The organism is Acinetobacter sp. ANC_7512 (assembly GCF_056779935.1).
Genome location: NZ_JBWYIX010000013.1, coordinates 68,708 through 92,334, shown reverse-complemented (window position 1 = coordinate 92,334; position 23,627 = coordinate 68,708). Strand labels below are relative to the sequence as shown.

The window sequence follows — 23,627 nt, the reverse complement described above, 5'->3', positions numbered from 1 at the left end:
CACTTACTCTTGCCCAGTCCACACATGATCTTTTAAAGACACCGCATTCGGAATGAGTTTAAGTTGATAAAACAAATCTGCAATTTTTTGTTGCGCCGTGACTGTATCTGTATCGACCAGTTTGGCATAAGCAGGAATATTTCTTTTTTCTAAAACCAGTTTGGTAATATTTTCGTCCAAGCTTGTACTTTGCGCCAAAATTTTTGCGGCTTGATCTGGGTGTTGATTGATCCAATCATCTACTTGATTTAATGTTTGCACAAATCTTTGGGCTTCAACCGCATGTTGTTTTAAAAATTTTGGAGAAGACAAATAGAAGCTATACGCTAATGGCAAAGCTTTTGAATCAATAAGAACACGTGTATCACCTTTAAGCGAAGCAGCACTTGCATAAGGATCCCAAATCGCCCAAGCATCGAGTGATTTTTTATCAATAGCAGCTCGGGCATCTGCAGGCGTTAACCAGACGGGTTGAATATCAGACCAGCTCAATTGAGCTTGATCTAATATTTGTGAGAGAAAGTAATGCGCACTTGAACCTTGTGTAACACCAATGCGCTTACCTTTTAGATCCTTTAAGCTTTGAATCGTACTGTCTTTGGGTAAGAGCAAGCTATGTGAGTTTTTAGATCCATTTTCATAAGCTAAATATTGAATTGGTTTACCTGCAGAAAGTGCGAAAATTACAGGTGTATCCCCTGTATACCCCACATCAATAGCACCGACATTTAATGCTTCTAGTGTTTGAGGACCTGCCGGGAATTCTTTCCATTGAATTTTCACACCAGGGAATGCCTGCTCAAAAGTTTTATTTTGTTTTGCAACGATGAATTTAAGCGCCGCTTTTTGATAGCCAATATTCAAGGTTGTTAACTTTTCTTTTGATTCATCTTGCCCCTTAAGCTCAGTAGGCTTTTCTTTTGAGCATGCAATAAGGCTAAAACTCAATGTCACAATGGTGCTTAGTACAAATAATTTTTTCATTGTCTTGGTAATTTTTTTGATTGGAATAAAAAAATAAGCCAAACTTCGAAAAAAATTAAATCACTATTTGCGCTTAGTTATTCAGTTCAAGATCTAAGCCATCCTGCTCATAGAATATGGTTTTATCCTTAAAAATTAAATTAATCTATTTTCAAATCAATTTTTTATTTTATCTGGCATTACAGTTTTTCTACATTCGGCCATGTTGCAACTTTAAGCGCAATGCTAGAATCTTTTAAATAAATGGATGTATAGATTAGAGCAATCCTAAATGACTGAAAACTTAGAAATACACTGCCCAAAATGCGGTTCAACTGATATTGAAAAACGCAACCATGAACAATTACTGCAAAAAACAGGTGGTGTTCTTCTTTCCGCAGCGGGTACAACTGCGGGTACTGTGGGTGGTGCTGCATCAGGTGCTTCTATTGGTGCTTCCATTGGTGCTGTTGCGGGGCCTTTAGGTGTAATCATGGGTGGCACAATTGGCACTTTTGTTGGTGCAATCAGTGTGGGTGTGACTGGTGGCTTTTTAGGTCATCGTTTTGGAAAAAAAGCGGGAGAAATCGTCGATAAGAATGTTTTCCTCGATTACCAATGCAAAAAGTGCAAACACCGGTTTGAACAAAAACATATTTCAAAATAAAAGTGAGCGAGAAGCTCACTTTTTTTATGCCTGATAAAATAATCTTTTAAATTATTTCTTTAACATTTGCAACGCCACTTCACCTAATCGTTTCCCTTGCTCGATACACAGTGATTTTTCATCTTGGCTTAGAGATTGATCGTGTCTAGGACCACTGACATGTGTAGCACCATAGGGTGTCCCACCTGATTTTGTATTCGATAAAGCTGGGTTGGCATTGGTTAAACCCAAAATCAACATTCCATGATGAAACAAAGGTGGCAACATAGTCAGTAATGTACTTTCCTGCCCGCCGTGCATAGAGCCCGATGAACCAAATACACAAGCAGGTTTATTATGCAATGCACCATTGAGCCATAAACTCGTTGTTTGATCCCAAAAATATTTCATTTCTGATGCCATATTGCCAAATCGAGTTGGTGATCCTAATGCAAGTCCCGAACAATGTTGAAGATCATCCAAAGTCGCATAAATATCGCCCTCCTCTGGAATACTTGGTGCTGCTTCGGTCACCACTGTTGCCAACTGTGGAACTGTTCTAATTTTCGCAAGCATTCCAGTAGATTCAATTCCTTGAGCAATTAAATGTGCCATTTCCTTGGTTGAACCATATTTGCTGTAATACAAAACTAGAACATATGCTTGCATAAAAAGATCATCCAATGAAAAAAGAAAACTATACGGTATTTTTTTTAAAATTTGGTTAAGCTGTGCAACGAACGTACAGAATTTTAACTAAAAAATACTCGAGACTCATTATTTATGGCGGAAATCTTAAAAAAGTTACCTTTCTACAATAAAACATGGTTTCAGTTTATTTTGTTTGTACTACGACGCTTTGAAGCTAACAATTGTCGTGAGCAAGCAGGCTCTTTAACTTACACCACACTTTTCGCTGTCGTGCCGATGTTGACCGTATTCTTGGTTATCATTTCATCGATTAAAGCATTAGAACCTGCTCGGCAACAATTACAACAATTGATCTACAGTAATTTTCTGCCTAAAACCAGTATCGCGTTTGATAAAGCATTGAATGCATTTACTGACAATTCGAGCAACTTAACCATTATTGGTGTGCTGTTTTTATTCTTTACCACAGTAATGATGCTCACTAGCATTGAGACAGCATTCAATCGTATTTGGCGTGTGACAGAAACGCGTAATGGCATTATTGGTTTTATGCGCTATTGGACCATCATTTCACTGGGACCAATCCTGCTGGGTTCGGCTTTTGTGATTTCATCGACTTTAGCGTCTATGAACATCCTAAGCAATAATTTTGCAGGTTATGAATTGAATGGCACTTTTATTTTATGGGTCATCTCATTTGCACTCACCGCATTTGGTTTTTTTGCCTTGTATTGGACGATTCCAAACCGCTCTGTTCCAATAAAAGCAGCCATGATTGCTGCGATTTTTAGTGCTGTTACCTTCGAGTTACTGAAAAATTTATTCGGCTTCGTGATGACTAACTTTACCAGTTATCAGTTGGTTTACGGTGCTTTTGCAGCAGTTCCAATTTTCCTGTTGTGGATTTATCTCTCTTGGAACATCGTACTGCTTGGTGTTGAGATAAGTTATGCCCTCACAGCATTTCATACAGGTAAGACCCAAACGCGCCATCCAATTCTCATGCTTCTAGATATACTTGAGTTATTCTATAAAAAACAAAAACAAGGTAAAACCGTAACCGATCTGGAGGCACTTGATATTTTAGGACGCGGTGAAATTGGCCGCTGGCCTAAATATGTTAATCTATTAGAACAGCAGAATATTATTAAACGTACAGATAATAATGAATATGTTTTGGTTAGAAATTTAGATCATCTTGATTTTTGGTCATTTTATAAATCATTGCCTTATACGCTGCCTGATAAAAATGATATCGGAAAAATTCATGAAGATGATGTATGGATGAACCGTATTGGTCCTGCACTGATTGAAGCTGATGATTATCTGGCTGCAAAGCTCTCCGTACCGCTATCGACCATACTTGAAGAAAAATAAACTCTTGCAATAAGAAAAAACCTCTATAGGTCTTTTCTTATTTCGTAGACGGATTATATGGACGTGTAGATTGCCAACAAATAAGTGCGCCTAAGGTCACTAAGACACAACCGATCCAAAAGCTCATTAGAGGTTGCACATCTAGAATCAGCATCGACATCAGACTTGAAAAAATGGGCATAAAATACGTTGCCAAAATTAAAATTTTGAGATGTCCATATTGCATGCTTTGGTTCCAATTGCTGTAAGCCAAGCCCATTAAGCTGCCAATGACTACAACCATCAGCCATGTCATCAAATTCAGCTCAACAAAGGGTTCTCGCATCACAAAATGTACAGCCCACAACCCAACTGCAGTCATTAGAAAAAGAAATGGAACAGCATTATGACCTTCTGCATATTTCTTGGTAAATATACTGTACAAAGGCCATAGCACGGCGCCAATGAAAGCAAATGAGTACGCCAATGGATTTTCAAGCACGGCCACCAATATGCGTTTCGGCTCGAGAATATCTGGATTAACAACCATCATTAACCCAAGAATGGCATATGCAAAGCCAGCAATCACCCAAATATTCGCGCTCAATTGCCTTGCAAGAATCGAAAATACAATCAGCAAAGGAGGCCAAAGATAATTAATCATTGCAATAATTAATACCTGTTCTCGATGTGTTGAAAAAGCAATCGAAATTAAAAATAGGATTTCATAGCCCACAAAAAGAGCACCACAGCCCAATAGGTATTTTTTAGGCATGAGTGAAAGCTTGGGAAAACCATTTTTCCATAACATGAACAATGCACTAAAACTATAGATCAGTGCCACCGCCTGTACCGGGCTTAATGATTCAGTTACAAGTTTCACCACCGCAACCAACGAGGCCCAAATCAAAATCGAGCTTAATCCCAGCCATGTGTACTGATTCAATAGAGTGCTCCAATTCTTGCGCTGATTCGATCAAAATAAATTCTCAAATAGCGGTGCAAAGATACAATCATAATCCCTGCAAGAACCATACTAGAACCGACCAAGAAACTCGTTTCGACCTCCTCATCTAACAGCCATACACCAAACAACATGCCGAACATGGGGGTCAAAAACGAAAACACACCTAAGCCATTTGCTAAATAAGTTCGTAACAACCAAAACCATAGCAGCAAACTTAAAAAAGACATGACAACCGCATGAAATGTTAAGCTCAGAAACGTCAGTTGTGACCAGCGTACATCTGCTTGTCCAGTCCAAAAAGCTAAGGGTAATAAAAAAATAAAGCCCCCAAGCAATTGATAAAATAATGTTTGAGTGGGCGGCGCCTCAGAAAGCGTTGAAAATTTTAAAGAAATCGTAGTCAATGCCCACATCATCCCTGCCATTACAGCAAGAAAATCTCCCCATAAAATATGGTTGAGTTGACTTTGAGCTTGATCACGCACTAAAAAAGTATAAGCGATGCCAAAAAATGCGACCCAAATTCCAAACCACTGCAAGTGATTCAATTTTTCAGCTTTGACTTTCCAATGTAAGCCTAAAGCCACAAAAATAGGCGCGGTATAGAGCAGAACAACAGTGTGCGCAGCACTGGTGTACCTGAGTGCCTCAGCAACCAAATAAAATTCTGCAGAAAATAAAAAGGCTAACCAAATTCCAGGAACAACATAACGGTAATGGAACAGTTGTTGCACTCGTTGTCGATACAATAATGGAACGACAAGCAAGGTTGCCAAACCACAGCGCAATGCGATTTGCATCAGAGGACTAATATCAGTAGCTGCAAGTTTCAAGACAATTTGCTGTAACCCCCAGACTAAACACAATACGATCATTAAGCTTGACGCCTGAAGGTCAAGACCTCTTCGCTCACCCATGAGTGGCACTCTTCACACAAACAAGTCCTCACTATACTGCTGACTGAATTAGAATATATAATTCAAAACAGACAACAAATACATTTATTCAGGCAATTTAATATGCCAAAACGCCATCCACAAGAACCATTCGTTCAGTTAGATAATTATGATCATATCCAAGAGAATCTTTGGCTAACATTCCGCAATGATCCAGCCCATTCGGAATATCCTAAACACGGTCATGCATGGGGCGAATTTATCTATGCATTTGATGGCGTAATGGAAGTTCATATTGACCAAAATCAATATTTAACACCTCCGCCCTACGGAATTTGGCTACCGCCGCATCTGCATCACAGCAGTATTAATCTCACAGCTGTTTCTCATGCCACCTTATACGTGCATGAAAGCCTGTGTGATGCACTGCCCAAACAAGCAGGTATTTTACTGAGCTCCCCCTTAGTGACGGCGCTACTCAATGAACTCAGAAAAACATATTTCAAACATGATCAACCCGAATATCAACGACTTTTAATGGTTTTACTGGATCAATTAAAAAGTTCACCCCTGCTCAAAAGCTACTTACCCCATTCTGATCATCCTGCATTACAAACAATATTTACCTACATCCATGAGCATCTCAGTGATCAGCGTCCACTGAGAAATTATGCTCAAATGGTAAATATGAGTGAGCGCACTTTATCGCGCTTATGTGAAGCTGAAATTTCGATGTCGCTCAATGAATGGCGTCAACGCTTTAAAATTACACAAGCATTAAGCTTATTGTCTGAAAATAAAACTGTTGAACATATTGCCCTAGATTTGGGCTATGCCAACGCCTCAGCCTTTATCAATATGTTTAAACGCTGGATGCACATCACGCCCCAACAGTTTCGTAAAAACATCAATTCAGACAATCTCTAGCCATAAAAAAAAGGATGAACCATCATCCTTTTTAATTAAGCCTGATGCATCATTAATGCACTTGCGTAGTCCACACAAAATCTTCATTTAAGCCAGTCAAAGTCATTTTGAGCTGATCACCCGACTCTAATGGTCCCACACCTGCAGGCGTACCCGTCATGACAACATCACCAGACATTAAGCTAAAGTTTTGACTGATTTCTGCCAAAAGCGCTCCTAATTTAAAAATCAGTAACCCCGTATCACCATGTTGTCTAAGTTCATCATTAATTTCGAGCTTAAACTGGACTTGATCTAATGCTGGAACCTGATCAAGCGAAATCCAATCTGCCAAAATACAAGATCCATCAAATGCTTTCGCACGTTCCCAAGGTTGTCCTTTCTTTTTAAGCTGATCTTGTTGATCTCTTAAAGTCAAATCCAAACCAAGGGTGACTGCACCTACTGCTGCTAATGCCTCTTGAGGATCCGTAACGTTTTTGAGCGGTCGATCTATTCGTAATGAAAGTTCACATTCATGATGACACTGTCCCAATGCACGATTCCAATCAATCCCTTCTGCTAAGGACACCAAGCTACTCGGCGGCTTGATAAATAAGACAGGTTGATCAGGAATCGCATTACCTAATTCTTGAGCATGCGCAGCATAACTGCGACCGACACATACAATTTTTGATGGAACTGCACTCATGAAAATCTCTCTTATTTATAGTTTGAGTAATGAACTCATCAAAACTTAACGTTTTTGGAATGTATTTTCAAACAGTGTTCTGTCTACATCAGACTCAAATGCACGTTTTGGAATAATGACCACTGTATGATTTTTAAGTTCAAGCATATAGGTCAATTTACCCACTACAAATTTTTGTACTTCACTGTAGGCAAATGCTTGTTTAGGACGACCACTTGAAAAAAGCTCGGCAGAGTTTTGAAACAAATCGATACCTTGTTCAGTCTTACCAAATTGATATTTTTCAAACTGACGCTTGAACATCATAGGTAAGAACCAGTAACGCATAACGATTTGTAACAAGATAAAGAACGTGCCTAAAGCCACGTAATAGCGCCCTACTCCCTCTAATCCAAGATAAAGCCCCCAAATCACGATCGCAATACTGACAAGTGGCGTTAAAAAACGCGTAAATTGTTTTTTGCCAAAAGTAGCTAATGCAAAACCATCCTGAGACTCTTGTAAATTTAAGAAGTAACGGACAGATAAAACTGGTTGAGTATCAGACATAGGGGATTCAACAATCGATTTTCTTAAGCAAAGATATTACACCACTTTACCTGAAATCGAATTGTCGTTTTAATGAATACTGTTGATTACATCATCGCACTATTGATGAAAGCATCACACGATTTAAAATGACACAAAATAAAAAGTCTAAATTCATAGTTCAGGATGAAAATGAAATACTTTAACTATCGAGCATTGTGCTTAAGCCTTATTTTTGTACCTAGCTTGTCGTACAGTGCGATTATTGAATGGAAAGAAAATATACCCAGTGCGTTAAAACCATTTCAAAATAATAGTACCGAACTCGCCAGCATCGCAAAAGATCAGATTCTCATCTATGCGCACACAAATACCCAAACATCTATTCCGACACGCAAAAAACAACCCAATCCAAATGTGAAGTTCACATCATCTGCCATCGTATTGCCTGTTAATGAAGAAAAGGTCGCCAAAACGCTTTCACAGTTTGAAAATTTTGTTGGATTATTCCCGACATTGAAATCAGCTAAAATATTAGATCAAGAAAAAAATATCACTCAGGTTCAATATAAAATTTCCATTCCAACACCGATACCAGTGCTCAACTTTAATGAGACCATAGTGTTTCAGCATCATATTGAAGCCAACAGTATTTCGAGCTTGATTGTGGATGCACCTGTTCCTTATGGTCTAGGCAAATTTGAATGGTTCAAATTGGATCAGAATCATACCCTTCTAACCCTAACGCAATGGGGAGATTTAAACCAACCTAAAGGTTTTCTATTTAGCAAAGTTCTGAATGCAGTGCCTGAAGCAAAAATGGGAATTCCAAGTGGTACACATGCATTTTTACTTGAATCAATTCGAAAAAAATTAACAGCGCCTTCTTCGAGTGCGCTCAAACCAGGGCAATTTCCATCCGACCAATTAACGACAAATCAATTGGCCAAAATCGCACAAATCAGTCGTATCACCGGACACCCTGTAAGTTTTGTCCATACACCGACAACCTTGCCTTATCAACACGGTGCAGAATCAATGCGTTTTGTGACGACGTATCAGTATTATTCCCAACCAGTGCAACAATTACAAAAATGGACACAGCCTGTACATTATAAAAAGCTGTTTCCCCGCCAACTCAAATCTATTGATATCGAAACCCTAAAAGACCAAACACAATTGGCAGATTTTAAAGTTGAACTCGGGTTAGGAGTTATTCAAATTCCATTCCGATTTAAACTAAATTTTAGCTTTCCTCATTCGAATCAGAATAGTTTTTATGCTCAAGGCGGTGATCTGAAATACATTAAAGGAAAAATGCAATTTGATAAGTTTCAACAAGGTACTTTATTGAAAATGACGAATGCTGGAAAAATAGATGAAAAAGCACCGTTCCTGATTCGTGCAGCACGGAGCTTGCCTTATCATGATGTGCTCCCTACAGTTGGGGCGAATGTCGTCTTTGCATTGAAAGTCAAAAACGAAGAGCAGAAGAAATAAGATAAAAAAATAGACACAAAAAAACCGCAAATAAGCGGTTTCTTCTCTTTTTTACATCTTATAGATGATCAAGTTGGTGCGCTCAGAGAGATTCGAACTCCCGACCCCTTAGTTCGTAGCCAAGTGCTCTATCCAGCTGAGCTATGAGCGCGACGTCTTGATGGAGTGCATTATATATGAATATTATTATTTGTTAAGTACTTTTTAATAAAATTTAAATCAAGCGAACAGTATTTATACGTAAATGTAAATTATGGCTAGATAATCAACAATTTAAGAGATGGTCAACAAGATCAATCCAAATTCCAAACAATCCTGAGTTGGATTGATGATGTTTTTATAAGAGCTAATATCTATTAATTAAAAATAATATGTGTAGAAATTTTAAAATTTATTTCTATCTTAAGTAGCTAATAAAATATGATGATTTATAGCATCACCTCATTCTAGAAACAAAAAAACCGCAATTAAGCGGTTTCTTCTCTTTTTTACATCTTATAGATGATCAAGTTGGTGCGCTCAGAGAGATTCGAACTCCCGACCCCTTAGTTCGTAGCCAAGTGCTCTATCCAGCTGAGCTATGAGCGCGTACTTGAGTGTCTTACGACTTCGTTACATCGATTAACTTGATTGGTGCGCTCAGAGAGATTCGAACTCCCGACCCCTTAGTTCGTAGCCAAGTGCTCTATCCAGCTGAGCTATGAGCGCATTTCAAGTTTATCGTTGGCGGTGAGAGAGGGATTCGAACCCTCGATACCAGTAATAGGTATGCTTCCTTAGCAGGGAAGTGATTTCAGCCACTCATCCACCTCACCGTAACGAGACGCCATAATACAAACTTCGTCCCTACTCTTCAAGTGAGAATTTAAAAAATTCTATGTTTTTTGTTCAATCATATATTTTTTAAACAATTTTCAGGTTTTTTACCTTTAATCTGCATTAATTTCACTTTAATACTGTCTATTCTGCATCTCTTTTATAATTTATGAACTAAAAACACTTTATTGCAATCATTTACGTGCAGTATTTCTTATCATGTCTTATGCTAAACTTATCTTCTGATATGAAGCCAAAGACATTATGAAAAATTGGGTCGACCCTGAAGCCAAAGCGGAAGCTGAACGTTACGATAATCCTATTCCAAGCCGTGTTCTTATTCTAGAAACGATTGAGAATAAGAAAAAAGCATTGTCTCATGCAGACCTTGTGGAACACTTCGAAATTGCGGATCAAAAAAGTATTGAAGCACTTAGTCACCGTTTAAGTGCGATGGTTCGCGATGGTCAATTGACGAAAGAAGGTTATAAGTTCCAGCTTATGGCAGATCAACCTGTTCATGATGCGACCATCTATATCAATAGCAAAGGTTTAGGGGTTGCGAGTATAGATGGTAAGAAAGAAGAATATTTGTTACCTGAGCGTGAATTACGTCAAGTCTTCCATGGTGACCGAGTTAAAGTTCAACAGACCTCTGTTGACCGTAAAGGTAAACCATGGGGTTTCATTACTGAAATTACCCAACGACGCGTCAAACAAATCATTGGGAAACTCGCAGAATATGAAGGTGAATACTTCATTCAACCAGCAAATCCAAATGCGCATCAACCGATTACCTTAGAAAAAGAACTCATTGCGCATGCGAAAGCTAAAGTTGGTGATTCTCTTCGAGTTGAAATTGATGATTTTCCAAATCGTGAAGAGTTTGCTACAGGTCATATTATTCAATCTATGGCCGACAAATCTGATACTGAAATTATTATTCCTCAAACCATTTTAGAATATGGTTTACCTTACGAATTTCCAGAAGAAGTAGTTCAAGAAGCTGAAAGTTTTAAAGAACCGACAGCACGAGATCGTCAAGGACGCATTGATTTAAGAGATTTACCCTTAGTCACAATAGACGGTGAAGATGCGCGTGACTTCGACGATGCTGTCTATGCAGAAAAACGTCCTGGTGGCGGCTATCGCGTCGTGGTGGCGATTGCAGATGTCAGTCATTATGTTCGTATTGGTAAACCTTTAGATGATGAAGCACAAGAACGCGGTACGTCTGTGTACTTCCCTCACTTTGTCTTACCGATGTTGCCTGAAGCACTTTCAAATGGCTTATGCTCACTCAATCCAAATGTCGATCGTCTATGTATGGTCTGTGATTTGAATTTAAGTCGCGCAGGTAAAGTCACAAAATTTGAATTCTATCCGTCGGTGATGCACTCTAAAGCACGACTCACCTATGACCAAGTTGCAAAATATTTTGAAGGTGATAGTCAAGCTGTACCTGAAGATCGTACAGTGCGTAAATCACTGAATACATTATTCCAACTTTACCAAGTATTAAAAGGTTTACGTGCAGAACGCCATGCAATGGAATTTGAAACCGTTGAAACGTACATGACCTTTGATGAACTTGGTGGAATTAAAGAAATTCTACCAAGATCACGTAACGATGCTCATAAACTCATTGAAGAATGTATGTTGTTAGCCAATGTCGCTGCTGCTGAATTTGCTTTAAAACACGAAATTCCAATGTTGTATCGTGTGCATGAGCCACCTGAATTCTCACGCATTCAAAAAGTTCGCGACTTTGTTAAGTTATTAGGTTTGAAATTCCCTGATCAACCTACACAAGCGGACTATCAAGCGGTCATTGAAGCCACTAAAGACCGTATTGATGCGCCAAGTATTCATGCTGTGCTTCTTCGCTCCATGATGCAAGCTTATTATGGGCCAAATAACGCTGGTCACTATGGTTTGGCGTATGAGGCATACACTCATTTCACCTCTCCAATTCGTCGTTATCCAGATTTATTATTACATCGTGCTATCAAAGCACACCTCAAAAATAAACCTGCACCAGTCTCAGGTGGCGCACTAGAAGAAGCCGGTAATCATTTCTCGGCAACAGAACGTCGAGCTGATGAAGCTTCTCGCTCAGTGACCACTTGGTTAAAATGCCATTATATGCAACAGCATCTTGGTGAAGAGTTTGTTGGCGTCATTACTGCTACGGCTGAGTTTGGTCTATTTGTCACTTTAAAAGATTTATATGTCGATGGTATGGTCCATGTAAGCCAGCTTGGCGATGACTTCTTTGTCTTCGATCAAGCGAGTCAAAGTTTAGTTGGGCAAAATCGTGGTCAGACCTTCGGTTTGGGTGATGAAGTACGCATCAAGGTTGCAGGTGTCAATTTAGAAGAACGTAAGATTGATTTTGAATTGATTCAACAACTCAGCCATGCAGGTCGCGCTATTCGTAGTCGAGCACCACGTGTCGTGAAGGAAAAACCGGTCACCAAGCAAGAAGCGTTAAATCGCATGTTGAATGAGCCTGTCGAACCCCTAAAAGATAAAGATGAAAGCGGTGAACGCCCTGTTCGTAAGAAAAAGTCCAAGGCAAAACCAAGCTCTTATACTAAAAAATCAGACAAAAAATCTGATGGAAAAGTAAAAGACAAAGCGAAAAAGAAAGCTAAAGTAAAAAAGAAAAAGTCGAATGCGAAAGCTAAATTAGACTAAATCTTTAAAGAGCGCTACGGCGCTCTTTTTTTTAAGCTTTATTTTTTTAATTTATAATCAAGTGCACCGATTCTTTATTTAGCACTTACGTAAATAATTGAATGTATCACTTGATTTAAAGTCCATAAACCCCTACATCTAAATGAAGTAAATGAATCAATTAGGTCCTTGAATGACTTTAGAAAAGGCAACTTTGCCTGTACCCGATTTTTCTCAAATTACACTTGATCAACTTAAAGCACAGATTGAACAAGCGATTCAAAATGGTCAACACTTTATAAACCAACTCGAGAAAGTCCCAGACACGGTACAATTACAATTAAATGTGCTCGATCAAATCGATCAATTAGAAAACCAAATGAGCGAATCTTGGGGTATTTTGTCTCACTTAAATGCTGTGATGAACAATCCTGAAACCCGCGAGATTTATCAGTCTCTTTTACCTAGCTTAAGTGAATACTACACACAATTAGGGCAACATACTGCGCTCTATCAAACCTACCAACATGTGCATGATGCACCTATTTTTTCGGATTTACCAGAAGCTCAACAGAGTGCGATTAAACTTGCACTTAGAGACTTTAAACTCTCAGGCGTGGCTCTAGAAGGCGATGCAAAAAAACGCTACGCAGAAATATCAGCTCGTTTATCGCAGCTTTCTTCAGATTTTTCTAACCACGTTCTTGATGCCACACAATCATATTTCAAACCATTAACTGAAGATGAACTTGCTGGTTTACCTGCGAGCAGTATCGAACTGCTAAAGCAATACGGTCAACAACGTGAACTCGATCAAGCCGTGGCGACATTGGATTTCCCTTCTTATCTTGCGATCATGACTTACGCAGATAATCGAGAGCTTCGCGAATCCTTATATAAAGCATATACCACGCGAGCGTCGGATCAGTCAGATCACCCTGAATATGACAATACTGCGGTGATGGAAGAAATTCTCAAATTGCGCCAAGAAATGGCCCAACTTTTAGGTTTTGATCATTATGCAGCATATTCACTGGCAAGTAAGATGGCACCAAGTGTTGAAGCTGTAGATCAATTCCTGATTGAGTTGGCAGAACATGCTCGTAAACCTGCCCTACAAGAAATTGAGGCATTAAAAGCAATTGCTCAATCTCATGGTGTAGATGAACTACAACCTTGGGACACGACGTATTTCTCGGAAAAACTCAGAGTTCAACAGTTTAATCTGTCTCAGGAAGCACTTAAGCCATACTTCCCTACCCCTGTCGTCGTTCAAGGTTTATTTAAAATTGTGGAGCGTTTATATGGTATTCAAGTCATTGAACGTGAAGCACCAGTATGGCATCCAGATGCACGATATTATGAGCTTGAAGATCAAGGCAGTGTCATAGGTGGATTCTATTTTGACTTGTACGCTAGAAGTGGGAAACGTGGTGGAGCATGGATGAGCGGATTCCGCTCACGTATGCAAACCAACAATGGCATGCAGAAACCGATTTGTTACATGGTCGGTAATTTTACACCACCGATTGGTCAACAATCTGCGCTTTTGACACATGATGAAGTCGTTACTCTTTTCCATGAGTTTGGACATGGTCTGCATCATATGCTCACAGAAGTAGATCATATCTCTGTAGCAGGCACACATGGTGTCGCTTGGGATGCCGTCGAGCTGCCAAGTCAGTTTATGGAATTCTGGACTTGGGATAATGAAAGCTTGGCTTTAATCAGCCAACACATTGAAACCAAAACACCGTTACCTGAAGAACTCCTTAAGTCTCTTTTGGATGCGAGATTTTTCCAATCAGGCATGCAAACCCTTCGACAGCTTGAGTTTGCCATGTTTGATTTGAATATACATAAACAATCTCCTGCTTTAGATGCAACAGGTATTCAACAATCCTTAAACGAAATTCGTGAACAATATGCTGTTCTCCCTACAGCACCATACAACCGATTCCAAAATAGTTTTAGCCATATTTTCGCAGGGGGTTATGCCGCAGGCTACTACTCTTACAAATGGGCTGAAGTTTTAGCAAGTGATGCATTCGATCGCTTTGAACAAGAAGGGATCTTCAACCAAGAGACTGGGCTTGCTTTCCGCAAAGCAGTGCTTGCTGTAGGCGGTAAAGATACAGCGCTTGATGCCTTTGTTAAATTTAGAGGTCGTGAGCCTAAAATTGATGCATTATTACGCCATCAAGGTTGGACGAATGACACTAAAACTGCTTAAACTACGTTACTAATTTTTGAAGGTGAGTGTCATTATGTCGATCAAACGTCGTTTCATTGCAGGTGCAAAATGTCCGAAATGTGAAGCTATGGATCGTATTGTCATGCTCACTTCAGGTGATTCAGAATGGATCGAATGTATTGAATGTAACTATTCTGAAAATCGTCCGACACATATAGATGAACCTCAAATGCCTGAGGTTGCAGACGAAATTGGTGTTATTCAATTTAAGCCGCGCCCAAGAAATTAAGATGTTTTAAAAATCAACAAAGCCAGCTCGATGGAGCTGGCTTTGTTGTAAATTCATCAAAAAATAAGCACCCGAAGGTGCTTATTTTATTTAATTATTGATACCAACCGAATAACTTAAAGATATAAGGCACATAGGCGATAATCAACATTGCTGGAATCATCACAATCAGAGGTAGAATCCAACGTTCGTATTTGTAGTAGAACGTTTTATCTTTCACTTCTGCATCGGCAGCAGCCACCTCTTCATCGCCAATCGACTGCCTTGCGAGCAAGTGATTGAGTGCAACTGGTGGTGATACATAACCCAATTCGAAACCAATTAAAGCAATCATCCAGAAGTGAACAGGATCAATACCATAAGCGTAGGCGACAGGCGCAACTGTTGCTGAAATTAAGATGACAGCACCAAACGGATCCATAATCATACCGACAAACACCATGAGACATACGATCAAGGTAATCACGATATAGATATTTCCAATATCCGTTGGGAAGTGTTCCATCAACTCGATACGCTCTAAGTATCCACCAACGCTGACAGACAATGCCATTAAGATCACAAGCGCCCCGATATGTCCGACTGTTTCACTTGCAGATACATGAATTGACTTCCAGAAACTCACTTTACGCGCAGGATTGTCTGGACTATCTTGCGCTGCAATTTCAGATGCTGACACTCGCGCCTTAGCTGCTTCTTGTTCAACCGAAGTATGGCTTAATGTCGTATCCCAATGTCCTACTGGTGCGAGCGGTGCTGGTTCATGACGTAATTTTTCATAAAGCACCATGACAAGTAAGATGATTGGCATCATGACTGGTGCAGTAAACTCATTCAAGTTGGTATTTAACGCATACTTGTAGAATGCCCACACAATCAGGAATACGATCACATAAGGAACTACTGCCACTAATGCCTTAGCTGAATTCGGGAATGCAACTGATGGCGCTGCAATACGGAATTTTTGCTCAGCAAAGAACAGTGAAATCAATAAGAACAAAGTTGAAGTGATGAGGAAAACACCAATACCATATTGGTATAACAAGTCAGTCGTCACTTCTTTGTTCAGCGATGCAACAACAACAATTAATAGACATGGACGGAGTACCACACCAAGCGAACCTGACATTGCAGCCGTAGCCAAAGCGAATTGACGGCGTCCTCCCGCATTCCAAACTTCTTTATAAATGATCGCACCTGCAGCGATTACAAAAATACCTGATGCACCTGTATAAGCTGTAGGTAATGCAGCAGCAAGTAAGATTAACCAGGTAAGCGTTTCAGGCGCTAGATTCCATGGACGTAAAATGTTTAGGAATTTATCAACAATCAAGGTCTGCTTTAGCAGCATACCTGCCCAAATGAACAGTGATAAATTAAGGAAAATGGTAGAGAACTCAACCAGCTGCCCTAAATAAATCCCTTGACCCATTGGATAGTCCATCACAAAGGTAAAGTTAAATCCTGTTGTGATCGCCATATAGGCATAAAGTGGGACTGACAATAATGCCATGCCAATCGTACCACCTGGCTTCGCATTTTCTGGTACACGGAACAATTGGTACAAACTAATTAATGTCAGTGTACTGAACAAGATTATCCATAACCAATAGATGATTGTCATCTCACTGGTTGGCGGAACACCAGAGTTCAATACAGATCTATACTGACTGATCGCTGAATTGGTTAAGAAACTGTTCGCAAGTATCATTGCGACAGCGTAAACCCGATAATCTAAAACAGAACTTGGACCGCGTAGACCAATGTGGTGGATTTTAAGTGTTGCAGTGATCGCTGCAAGTACCACCATGATAATCAATAGAACTGCCTTATTTTCCGTACCAAATTGGAAAATACCAAAGAAAGTTGTTTCCATGGTTCGGTAAGTTCGTATTGAAGGATTATCTTCTAAATACTGAATTGACTTATCGTAGAAGGCATATTTTTCTTCACATAACTGTTGACCAGCCAACACAGAGGCACGAACATCTTCTTCAGATGTTGTGCCAAAAATATCTGCAAATTCATCTTTTGCATTGGCTTGCATTTGGTTTTGAACCAGAAGGTCAATATTTGGATTTCGATCACAGACTGGCTTTTCAGGTTCGGCACGCAAGAATGAATACTGCATACCAATTTTTTCGTCACCGTATAGACTTTCACCTATACGTAACATCTGCCCGTGAATCATTTCTCCTGTCCCGATGATGAGCGTCAGTAACAGTAGAAGCAAAATCGTAAACGCAGATATCCACTCAGTCCATATATAACTAAGTAGACCTAACCCAGATCTCTTTTTAGAAGGCTCTTGCATTGTTATTCCATTATTTAATACTGCTATACATTGCCTGTACAGCTCATCTTTTCTAATTCGGGCTTAGGCAAAATCCTTTACCTAATTTCCTTACCACTTTTATCACATGAATCTGACTGATTTTTTTTTAAAAAAGAATGACTGACTTTTCCATTTTTTTTAAATTTATGCCAATTTTCATCAATTCACCTCCTAAGAGCGAGATAAAAACCAACTAAATCAGTAGGCTATACCATACTGTATTTCTTTTTTTAAACAAATATGACCTTAAAAAAATAAATGCAAAAGATTTGAATCTGATCACACATTAAAATAAGTGATAATTAAGCATCAGAGGAATTAAGAGATGTGTGTGTCCTTCACGGAGATATGCTGATAAATTAAAAAGAGCATGCTGAGTAATGCCCCCCATATTGCACCTGTTAAATGTGCTTCAACCAATACTGGGCTACCAATCATTTGCGCAGTATCGAGAGAACCAAAGATATTTTCCCACAAAATTTTGCCCGTGATTAAAGCTAATACAAGCAGCGAGAATTTACGTTCTTTTTCAAATTTTAAAAAATAAACTGCCAAAGCCGTATACATACCATGTAGTACCCCTGATAGACCTGCATAAGCTTCAACGTGAGGATAAACATAATAAAAACTTAAACTAACTAATGGCGGGAGTGCGATCAACAAGTACAACATGTACCTAATTTTGACATATGGGAAGATGAATGGCAGACAGGCTAAACCCACCATATTCAATGCATAGTGTATCCAGCCCACATGTACATAGTGGGCTGTCCATACTCGCCAAATTTCTTCATCCAATACAGGACGCCAATAGAAAAAATACTCCTGAAAAATCTGCAAACTAGCAGCAATACTGATACAGCATGCAATAAACAGTATTTTTCGAATCAGGATAGTATCTTTCATCTTTCGTATTCCTAAAAGAAAAAGAGCTTTAAGCTCTTTTTCTTGAATAACTCCATTTTTAATTTTGAACAAAATTAAAAAACCTTATTCGCCTAATGTGTTCTCGAAAAGATCATCGGCTTCATTGGTCGCTTGATCATCCCAGAAGCTCGACATTCCATCTGCTTCAGTTCGAACACCTGTATTCTCCGTCCAATAACGGTCTGAGATCGCTTGAATCATTTGTCCTGCCATATTATCCAATAACTTAAACTCTGGATTTACAGGAACTTCTTCTGCACGTGAAGCAGCATAAGAACGTAATGCATCACGTATTTTTGCATCGTCACCACTGGCTTGTGCTGCAACAGCATACAAGGCATGCGATAAGCGTACTCCTTTTTGCTCACCAATTTGCATAGATTGTTTAAGCGTTTGGTATGGATCTGGTTTGCCTGCATCAGCTCCAGGTAATAATGTCCAAATCACTGCTCGAGTAGCATTCGGTACGCCCCAGAACTTGTTGTTATCGAGGCAGACCATGCCACGTTCAACAATTGCTGCGATATCTTTAGGAACATGCACTTGACCACCAGAAGCAATATCATTGGTCATCGCTTGTAAGCCACTTAACATACCTAACAGATATACTGTTTGGTCAAGATTACGACGCATAGTTGGACATGAGTCACCTAAATTATATTTATATTTAGACTGCCAACGCTCCGCAAACAATTGATAACCCGTATATTGACGTTCGGCAGCAACAGCAGCCCAACGCTTTTGTTCAATACGCGCATCTTGTGCTTCTGTCACTTGACCTGCTTTTGATGCTCTTAGGTATCTTAATTCTGCATCTAAGGCACGATTTTCTGCGCACATCCCTGAAGCTGAATATAAAAGAACTGCCATACGGGTCGGATCAGCACCCATATCTTTAGTCGCCATAATCACAGGAGTCAAAGCTGTGCCCTGATTACACACCATATCCACATCACCCATTGAGAGTACTGGCGGTAAGATGTGTTTTTCACTAAACGCAAGTGATGCATTCGCACCAGTTTTGATTACGTATGAACATCCAGATAAAGTTGTAGCTGCTACAACCGCAATTGCCGTGAAAAGACCTTGAGTCTTTAATTTAGACATACTTCCTGTCCTCAATTTTATAATTTTGTCATCCTTGCGATTTAAAATATCAGATGCAATCGCTGAATAAAAGTGCAGCAATGCACTTCATTAACAATTAGTCTGTCATTGATCTGAATTGAAATAATTGACTTATTTTTTGAATTGTTAAAATTTTGGGCAAAAAAAAGTAGCATTGCGACGGTTCGGCACATGCTACTTATTAAATGGTAAACTCAAGAGAGTTTATTTTGTTCGTTGTTGTGGTGTTCAATTCGTTCCTTCAGCACAGTTCCTAGTCTTCCAATTATAATTGCCATAACAGCAGCAACCACTAGAAACAACCACATATGAATTTCGCTCATTTTGAAATTCCTCATTAGCTGTTGGTATATTTAATGTACTTTAGAAATTTAGATTTCATCGCATTTTTGTCTAACAATTTGATTTTCTTTCATTTTCGTCAAACAATTCATTTTTTGTTCATACTATACGTTTTTAAATAATTGTTTTTTATTATGTTTTAAATTTTAAAATAAAGCACTTTTTGTCTAACAATTAGCCAAAATTTGCATGAGTAATCAAGCTTTTCCATTGTTTTTCATCTATTTGATCTCTCCAAATCACCAAAGAATCTAATTTCTTTTCGTTAAAACTGAGTACCACCAAGTAATGAAAATGAAAAACTCGAGTCAGTTTTGCTTGGTATATTTTTGGATTTGAAGTCATTTGAATCGACCATAAATCTTTGTCTAGTTTTTGTAATTCACTTAATTGTGGTTTTTTTCTAAAACTCCACCAGATAATCAGTATAAATATAATACTGCTTAAAGCATAAATGAGCTCAATACTGATTAATAAAGCAATACTCATGATGAACATAAAGAAAGCGTGAAACACAGCTGAATAAAGGCTGTGTTTCAGTGAATAACGCTCATGGATTATGGACATAATCTTTTAATTTTTGAATAAATTGGCGCAATTCAGGTCGAGGTGGTTCAGAAACCTCCATAAACCAATCCAATAAATCAGGATCTTCTTGTTCAACCAGTTCAGCAAACATTGCTTTCTCTTCTGGTTCAGCTTGCAAATAGTATTGCTTTACATAAGGATCAAAATACACGTCAATTTCTTTTAAACCACGACGTGCGCGATAGATAACTTTACGCTCTTCAAGCGTTAATTCATCGTACATTTTTATCCCCTAATCTGTGTTCATTCCATTTTAACTGAAGCCATGAGCTTTGTGTTTTAAAAATATCAATTGACCAAATTCATCAGCAATTCTTGTGTTTTGAGCATTCAACACATTGCACCAATGTTCAGGCTCTCTTATGTTGTGGCTATTCTAATAACACTTATGGAAATATAAATATGCAATCAGGCGCAATTCGACCAATTCCTAATATGTTGCCTCGAAAATTATTCAATGCAGAACATGAAGCCTTTCGTGATACTGTCCGAAAATTCTATGAAAAAGAAGTCGTTCCAAATATTGCAAAATATGAAGAACAACAACATGTAGATCGTGACTTATGGAATAAAGCGGGTGAAATGGGTCTATTGTGCACCACAATGCCTGAAGAATATGGTGGATATGGTGTAGATCGACTCTACAGTATGATCCTCATTGAAGAACAAGCTTATGCAATGGATTCATCAACTGGTTTTTCATTGCATTCGGATATTGTTGCGAATTACCTGAATAATTTTGCCAACGAAGAGCAGAAGAAAAAATGGCTCCCTAAAATGGCTTCTGGCGAAGTTGTCACTGCCATTGCGATGACGGAGCCTGGTACAGGTTCAGACTTACAAGCTGTACGAACTTCTGCAGTTTTAGATGGCGATGAATATGTCATCAATGGTTCTAAAATTTTTATTACCAATGGTTATCTATGTGACATGGCGATTGTTGTGTGCAAGACAGGTAATAGTGATAAAGGTTCAGCCAACTTATCGCTTATCATTGTCGAAGCTGAACGAGCAGGATTCACCAAAGGTAAACCACTCAATAAAATTGGTATGAAAGGACAAGATACTTGCGAATTGTTCTTTGATAATGTTCGTGTACCAAAGGAAAATTTAATTGGTATGGAAGGCATGGGCTTCATCATGCTTATGAAAGAACTCGCATGGGAACGTATGCTTGTTGCGATTATCTGCCAAGCAGGTGCAGAAGCTGCCTTTGCGCACACAGTACAATATACAAAAGATCGTAAAGCATTTGGCAAGCCAATTGGTGCATTTCAAAATACACGTTTTAAGCTAGCAGAACTTCGAACTGAAATAGACTTCTGTCGTTCTTATTTAGATCGTTGTATGGAATTACAACTTGAGGGTACTTTAGGTGTAGATGCGGCCGCAGCTGCAAAATATAAAATTTCTGATATGTTCTCTAAAGTCGTCGATGAATGCTTGCAGTTACATGGTGGCTATGGCTTCATGCTTGAATACCCTATTGCACGCGCATATATTGATAACCGTGCAAATCGTATATATGCAGGCACCAATGAAATCATGAAAGAACTCATATCACGTTCTTTATAAATAGAAAAAGGAAGCTTTCGCTTCCTTTTTTATTTTAATAGCTATTCATTAAGATACTAATTTAGGCTTTTTTACAGACTGTGCGGGAGCCTTCGAAAATTTTAAAATACCATCGTTAAAAGTCGCATTTTTGAGATCTTTACGATCAGCTAAATAGTTATGCGTTGCCATCCAAGGTGCCTTAGTACCTTGTTTTGGAAGTTGATCAGCCGCTCGCGCGATATAACCTGATGACATTTCACCCATAACTGTTTCATCGAGCATTGCAGAATGGTCAGTTGGTGCGACAACTTCATCATAACCGTTCTGATCCATATATTTGAATAAACGGCAAATATAATCAGCAACGACATCTACTTTTAAGGTCCATGACGCGTTCACATAACCAATAACCATCGCCATATTTGGTACATCACTTACCATCACACCATTATAAAGCATATGTTCGCTAGTCTTGATCGGCTGACCATCAACAGTCGCTTTGATACCGCCCATAATTTGAATTTCTAAACCAGTTGCAGAAACAATGATATCTGCATCTAAGTGTTTACCAGATTTCAATTGAATACCATTTTCAGTGAAGGATTCAATATGATCTGTTTCAACACTTGCTTTACCACTACGTAAAATTTTGAATAAATCACCGTCTGGCACTACACATAAACGTTGATCCCAAGGATTGTAACTTGGGGTAAAGTGCTTCATATCCACTTTACCTTTCAACTGCATTTCAATTGATTTAAGAAGTAACTTGCGAACCAATTGAGGTTGTTTTTTTGACAAAGCAAAAATTGCACGTTGCATTCCGATATTACGAGCACGCGTGAACTTATATGCCATGTCCTCCGTCATAAATTTACGTGTTTTGTCATAAACAAAATCAATCGAAGGAATTGAAGCAATATACGTTGGTGAACGTTGTAACATTGTTACATGCCCAGCCCCACCTTTTGCCATTGCTGGTACTAAAGTGATTGCAGTTGCTCCACTACCAATGATAACTACTTTCTTGCCGGTATAATCTAAATTTTCAGGCCAAAATTGTGGATGAATCAATTGACCTTTAAATTTATCTTGATTTGGAAAATCAGGTTGGAAACCTTGATCATAGTTATAATAGCCTGTGCAGCCTAAGACAAAATTAGCTTGCCAAGTTTGTTTCTTTTGATTTTGATCTTCGATTTCTACAATCCATTTTTTTATTGAAGTATCGTAATTCGCAGAAAGTACACGATGCTCAAAATGAATTTTTTCTTTAATATTGTACTCACTAACAACTTCGCCCAAGTAACCTTTAATCGAAGCGCCATCTGCAAGCACGTTCGCTTTACGCCATGGCTTAAAATTGTAGCCAAAAGTAGACATATCTGAGTCGGAGCGAATACCTGGGTATTTAAACAAATCCCACGTTCCACCGAAACTTTTACGACGTTCGAGTATTTCAAATTTACGGTTCGGATTATTTTTAATTAAATGTGCTGCAATTCCAATTCCAGAGATACCAGCACCAACAATAAGAATATCGACTTGCTTATCCATTTCTTTTATTAACCTTTTTATAAGAACATTTTTATTAAAACATATTTTTGACAATACACAATGTCAAGTTTGACTAAAAGTTGCAAAAAA

General features: G+C 38.7%; 20 protein-coding genes and 4 tRNA genes. 8 read left to right on the top strand and 16 right to left on the bottom strand.

What is annotated here, in order from left to right; translation table 11 throughout:
• Positions 1–3: 3 nt before the first annotated feature.
• The gene (locus AC1M9H_RS12585; RefSeq protein WP_481613519.1) at positions 4–984 is read right to left on the bottom strand and encodes an aliphatic sulfonate ABC transporter substrate-binding protein; all 981 of its coding nucleotides are present in this window, start codon (positions 982–984) and stop codon (positions 4–6) included.
• Positions 985–1,255: 271 nt separating this feature from the next.
• Here AC1M9H_RS12585 and AC1M9H_RS12580 point away from each other — a divergent pair, with 271 nt between their 5' ends.
• Positions 1,256–1,630, top strand: coding sequence for a hypothetical protein (locus AC1M9H_RS12580; RefSeq protein WP_035265212.1), 375 nt, complete (start codon positions 1,256–1,258; stop codon positions 1,628–1,630).
• Positions 1,631–1,681: 51 nt separating this feature from the next.
• On the opposite strand, the gene wrbA is transcribed toward AC1M9H_RS12580, so the two are convergent.
• On the bottom strand, positions 1,682–2,278 hold the full coding sequence (wrbA, locus tag AC1M9H_RS12575) for an NAD(P)H:quinone oxidoreductase (RefSeq protein ID WP_035265209.1): 597 nt from the start codon (positions 2,276–2,278) through the stop codon (positions 1,682–1,684).
• Between the two features lie 114 nt (positions 2,279–2,392).
• Between wrbA and AC1M9H_RS12570 the strand changes: the two genes are divergently transcribed.
• Positions 2,393–3,637: a YihY family inner membrane protein gene (locus AC1M9H_RS12570; RefSeq protein ID WP_481613518.1), complete on the top strand. Its 1,245-nt coding sequence runs from the start codon at positions 2,393–2,395 to the stop codon at positions 3,635–3,637.
• Between the two features lie 37 nt (positions 3,638–3,674).
• Here the strand turns inward: AC1M9H_RS12570 and yddG are convergent, their stop codons facing one another.
• A complete protein-coding gene (yddG, locus tag AC1M9H_RS12565; RefSeq protein ID WP_481613517.1) occupies positions 3,675–4,562 on the bottom strand; it encodes an aromatic amino acid DMT transporter YddG in 888 nt (295 codons plus the stop codon).
• Positions 4,559–5,500 carry a DMT family transporter gene (locus AC1M9H_RS12560; protein WP_481613516.1) on the bottom strand — a complete coding sequence of 314 codons (942 nt, stop codon included), beginning with the start codon at positions 5,498–5,500 and terminating at the stop codon, positions 4,559–4,561. Before AC1M9H_RS12560 ends, yddG begins: the two co-directional genes overlap by 4 nt.
• Before the next feature lie 102 nt (positions 5,501–5,602).
• Here AC1M9H_RS12560 and AC1M9H_RS12555 point away from each other — a divergent pair, with 102 nt between their 5' ends.
• Positions 5,603–6,406: an AraC family transcriptional regulator gene (locus tag AC1M9H_RS12555; RefSeq protein WP_481613515.1), complete on the top strand. Its 804-nt coding sequence runs from the start codon at positions 5,603–5,605 to the stop codon at positions 6,404–6,406.
• A 52-nt stretch (positions 6,407–6,458) separates the two neighbouring features.
• Here the strand turns inward: AC1M9H_RS12555 and AC1M9H_RS12550 are convergent, their stop codons facing one another.
• The gene (locus AC1M9H_RS12550; protein WP_481613514.1) at positions 6,459–7,097 is read right to left on the bottom strand and encodes a fumarylacetoacetate hydrolase family protein; all 639 of its coding nucleotides are present in this window, start codon (positions 7,095–7,097) and stop codon (positions 6,459–6,461) included.
• Between the two features lie 45 nt (positions 7,098–7,142).
• Positions 7,143–7,646 (bottom strand): YcxB family protein, encoded by a 504-nt coding sequence (locus AC1M9H_RS12545; RefSeq protein WP_481613513.1) that lies wholly within the window; start codon positions 7,644–7,646, stop codon positions 7,143–7,145.
• 171 nt (positions 7,647–7,817) lie between these two features.
• On the opposite strand from AC1M9H_RS12545, the gene AC1M9H_RS12540 reads away from it, so the two are divergent.
• Positions 7,818–9,125: an SRPBCC family protein gene (locus AC1M9H_RS12540; RefSeq protein ID WP_481592034.1), complete on the top strand. Its 1,308-nt coding sequence runs from the start codon at positions 7,818–7,820 to the stop codon at positions 9,123–9,125.
• A 74-nt stretch (positions 9,126–9,199) separates the two neighbouring features.
• On the opposite strand, the gene AC1M9H_RS12535 is transcribed toward AC1M9H_RS12540, so the two are convergent.
• From AC1M9H_RS12535 to AC1M9H_RS12520, 4 genes are all read right to left on the bottom strand, one after another.
• Positions 9,200–9,276: transfer RNA gene (locus tag AC1M9H_RS12535), tRNA-Arg, on the bottom strand.
• Between the two features lie 360 nt (positions 9,277–9,636).
• Positions 9,637–9,713: transfer RNA gene (locus tag AC1M9H_RS12530), tRNA-Arg, on the bottom strand.
• A gap of 43 nt (positions 9,714–9,756) precedes the next feature.
• A tRNA-Arg gene (locus tag AC1M9H_RS12525) sits at positions 9,757–9,833 on the bottom strand.
• A 16-nt stretch (positions 9,834–9,849) separates the two neighbouring features.
• A tRNA-Ser gene (locus AC1M9H_RS12520) sits at positions 9,850–9,940 on the bottom strand.
• Positions 9,941–10,202: 262 nt separating this feature from the next.
• On the opposite strand from AC1M9H_RS12520, the gene rnr reads away from it, so the two are divergent.
• The 3 genes from rnr to AC1M9H_RS12505 all read left to right on the top strand — a co-directional run bounded on the left by rnr (position 10,203) and on the right by AC1M9H_RS12505 (position 15,103).
• Positions 10,203–12,641 carry a ribonuclease R gene (gene rnr / locus AC1M9H_RS12515; RefSeq protein ID WP_481613532.1) on the top strand — a complete coding sequence of 813 codons (2,439 nt, stop codon included), beginning with the start codon at positions 10,203–10,205 and terminating at the stop codon, positions 12,639–12,641.
• A 172-nt stretch (positions 12,642–12,813) separates the two neighbouring features.
• On the top strand, positions 12,814–14,853 hold the full coding sequence (locus tag AC1M9H_RS12510; RefSeq protein WP_481613512.1) for a M3 family metallopeptidase: 2,040 nt from the start codon (positions 12,814–12,816) through the stop codon (positions 14,851–14,853).
• A gap of 40 nt (positions 14,854–14,893) precedes the next feature.
• Positions 14,894–15,103, top strand: a complete 210-nt coding sequence (locus tag AC1M9H_RS12505) for a YheV family putative zinc ribbon protein (RefSeq protein ID WP_171076743.1) — start codon at positions 14,894–14,896, stop codon at positions 15,101–15,103.
• 94 nt (positions 15,104–15,197) lie between these two features.
• Here the strand turns inward: AC1M9H_RS12505 and AC1M9H_RS12500 are convergent, their stop codons facing one another.
• From AC1M9H_RS12500 to AC1M9H_RS12480, 5 genes are all read right to left on the bottom strand, one after another.
• Positions 15,198–16,583 carry a TRAP transporter large permease subunit gene (locus AC1M9H_RS12500; protein ID WP_481613531.1) on the bottom strand — a complete coding sequence of 462 codons (1,386 nt, stop codon included), beginning with the start codon at positions 16,581–16,583 and terminating at the stop codon, positions 15,198–15,200.
• 1,173 nt (positions 16,584–17,756) lie between these two features.
• Positions 17,757–18,344 (bottom strand): rhombosortase, encoded by a 588-nt coding sequence (rrtA, locus tag AC1M9H_RS12495; protein WP_481608161.1) that lies wholly within the window; start codon positions 18,342–18,344, stop codon positions 17,757–17,759.
• Between the two features lie 84 nt (positions 18,345–18,428).
• The gene (locus tag AC1M9H_RS12490; RefSeq protein WP_035265182.1) at positions 18,429–19,472 is read right to left on the bottom strand and encodes a hypothetical protein; all 1,044 of its coding nucleotides are present in this window, start codon (positions 19,470–19,472) and stop codon (positions 18,429–18,431) included.
• 537 nt (positions 19,473–20,009) lie between these two features.
• On the bottom strand, positions 20,010–20,324 hold the full coding sequence (locus tag AC1M9H_RS12485; protein ID WP_481613511.1) for a hypothetical protein: 315 nt from the start codon (positions 20,322–20,324) through the stop codon (positions 20,010–20,012).
• Between the two features lie 61 nt (positions 20,325–20,385).
• Positions 20,386–20,646 (bottom strand): FAD assembly factor SdhE, encoded by a 261-nt coding sequence (locus tag AC1M9H_RS12480; protein WP_035265169.1) that lies wholly within the window; start codon positions 20,644–20,646, stop codon positions 20,386–20,388.
• A gap of 179 nt (positions 20,647–20,825) precedes the next feature.
• Between AC1M9H_RS12480 and AC1M9H_RS12475 the strand changes: the two genes are divergently transcribed.
• Positions 20,826–21,998 (top strand): acyl-CoA dehydrogenase family protein, encoded by a 1,173-nt coding sequence (locus AC1M9H_RS12475; protein ID WP_481613510.1) that lies wholly within the window; start codon positions 20,826–20,828, stop codon positions 21,996–21,998.
• A 48-nt stretch (positions 21,999–22,046) separates the two neighbouring features.
• Here the strand turns inward: AC1M9H_RS12475 and AC1M9H_RS12470 are convergent, their stop codons facing one another.
• Positions 22,047–23,546, bottom strand: coding sequence for a flavin-containing monooxygenase (locus AC1M9H_RS12470; RefSeq protein WP_481613530.1), 1,500 nt, complete (start codon positions 23,544–23,546; stop codon positions 22,047–22,049).
• Positions 23,547–23,627 lie beyond the last annotated feature (81 nt).

What these genes read in the sequence shown, in the direction of transcription:
- AC1M9H_RS12585 (WP_481613519.1), bottom strand. Translation starts at nt 984, where the DNA reads ATGAAAAAATTATTTGTACTAAGCACCATTGTGACATTGAGTTTTAGC.
- AC1M9H_RS12580 (WP_035265212.1), top strand. Translation starts at nt 1,256, where the DNA reads ATGACTGAAAACTTAGAAATACACTGCCCAAAATGCGGTTCAACTGAT.
- wrbA (WP_035265209.1), bottom strand. Translation starts at nt 2,278, where the DNA reads ATGCAAGCATATGTTCTAGTTTTGTATTACAGCAAATATGGTTCAACC.
- AC1M9H_RS12570 (WP_481613518.1), top strand. Translation starts at nt 2,393, where the DNA reads ATGGCGGAAATCTTAAAAAAGTTACCTTTCTACAATAAAACATGGTTT.
- AC1M9H_RS12560 (WP_481613516.1), bottom strand. Translation starts at nt 5,500, where the DNA reads ATGGGTGAGCGAAGAGGTCTTGACCTTCAGGCGTCAAGCTTAATGATC.
- AC1M9H_RS12555 (WP_481613515.1), top strand. Translation starts at nt 5,603, where the DNA reads ATGCCAAAACGCCATCCACAAGAACCATTCGTTCAGTTAGATAATTAT.
- AC1M9H_RS12550 (WP_481613514.1), bottom strand. Translation starts at nt 7,097, where the DNA reads ATGAGTGCAGTTCCATCAAAAATTGTATGTGTCGGTCGCAGTTATGCT.
- AC1M9H_RS12545 (WP_481613513.1), bottom strand. Translation starts at nt 7,646, where the DNA reads ATGTCTGATACTCAACCAGTTTTATCTGTCCGTTACTTCTTAAATTTA.
- AC1M9H_RS12540 (WP_481592034.1), top strand. Translation starts at nt 7,818, where the DNA reads ATGAAATACTTTAACTATCGAGCATTGTGCTTAAGCCTTATTTTTGTA.
- AC1M9H_RS12510 (WP_481613512.1), top strand. Translation starts at nt 12,814, where the DNA reads ATGACTTTAGAAAAGGCAACTTTGCCTGTACCCGATTTTTCTCAAATT.
- AC1M9H_RS12500 (WP_481613531.1), bottom strand. Translation starts at nt 16,583, where the DNA reads ATGGCGATCACAACAGGATTTAACTTTACCTTTGTGATGGACTATCCA.
- rrtA (WP_481608161.1), bottom strand. Translation starts at nt 18,344, where the DNA reads ATGAAAGATACTATCCTGATTCGAAAAATACTGTTTATTGCATGCTGT.
- AC1M9H_RS12490 (WP_035265182.1), bottom strand. Translation starts at nt 19,472, where the DNA reads ATGTCTAAATTAAAGACTCAAGGTCTTTTCACGGCAATTGCGGTTGTA.
- AC1M9H_RS12485 (WP_481613511.1), bottom strand. Translation starts at nt 20,324, where the DNA reads ATGAGTATTGCTTTATTAATCAGTATTGAGCTCATTTATGCTTTAAGC.
- AC1M9H_RS12480 (WP_035265169.1), bottom strand. Translation starts at nt 20,646, where the DNA reads ATGTACGATGAATTAACGCTTGAAGAGCGTAAAGTTATCTATCGCGCA.
- AC1M9H_RS12475 (WP_481613510.1), top strand. Translation starts at nt 20,826, where the DNA reads ATGCAATCAGGCGCAATTCGACCAATTCCTAATATGTTGCCTCGAAAA.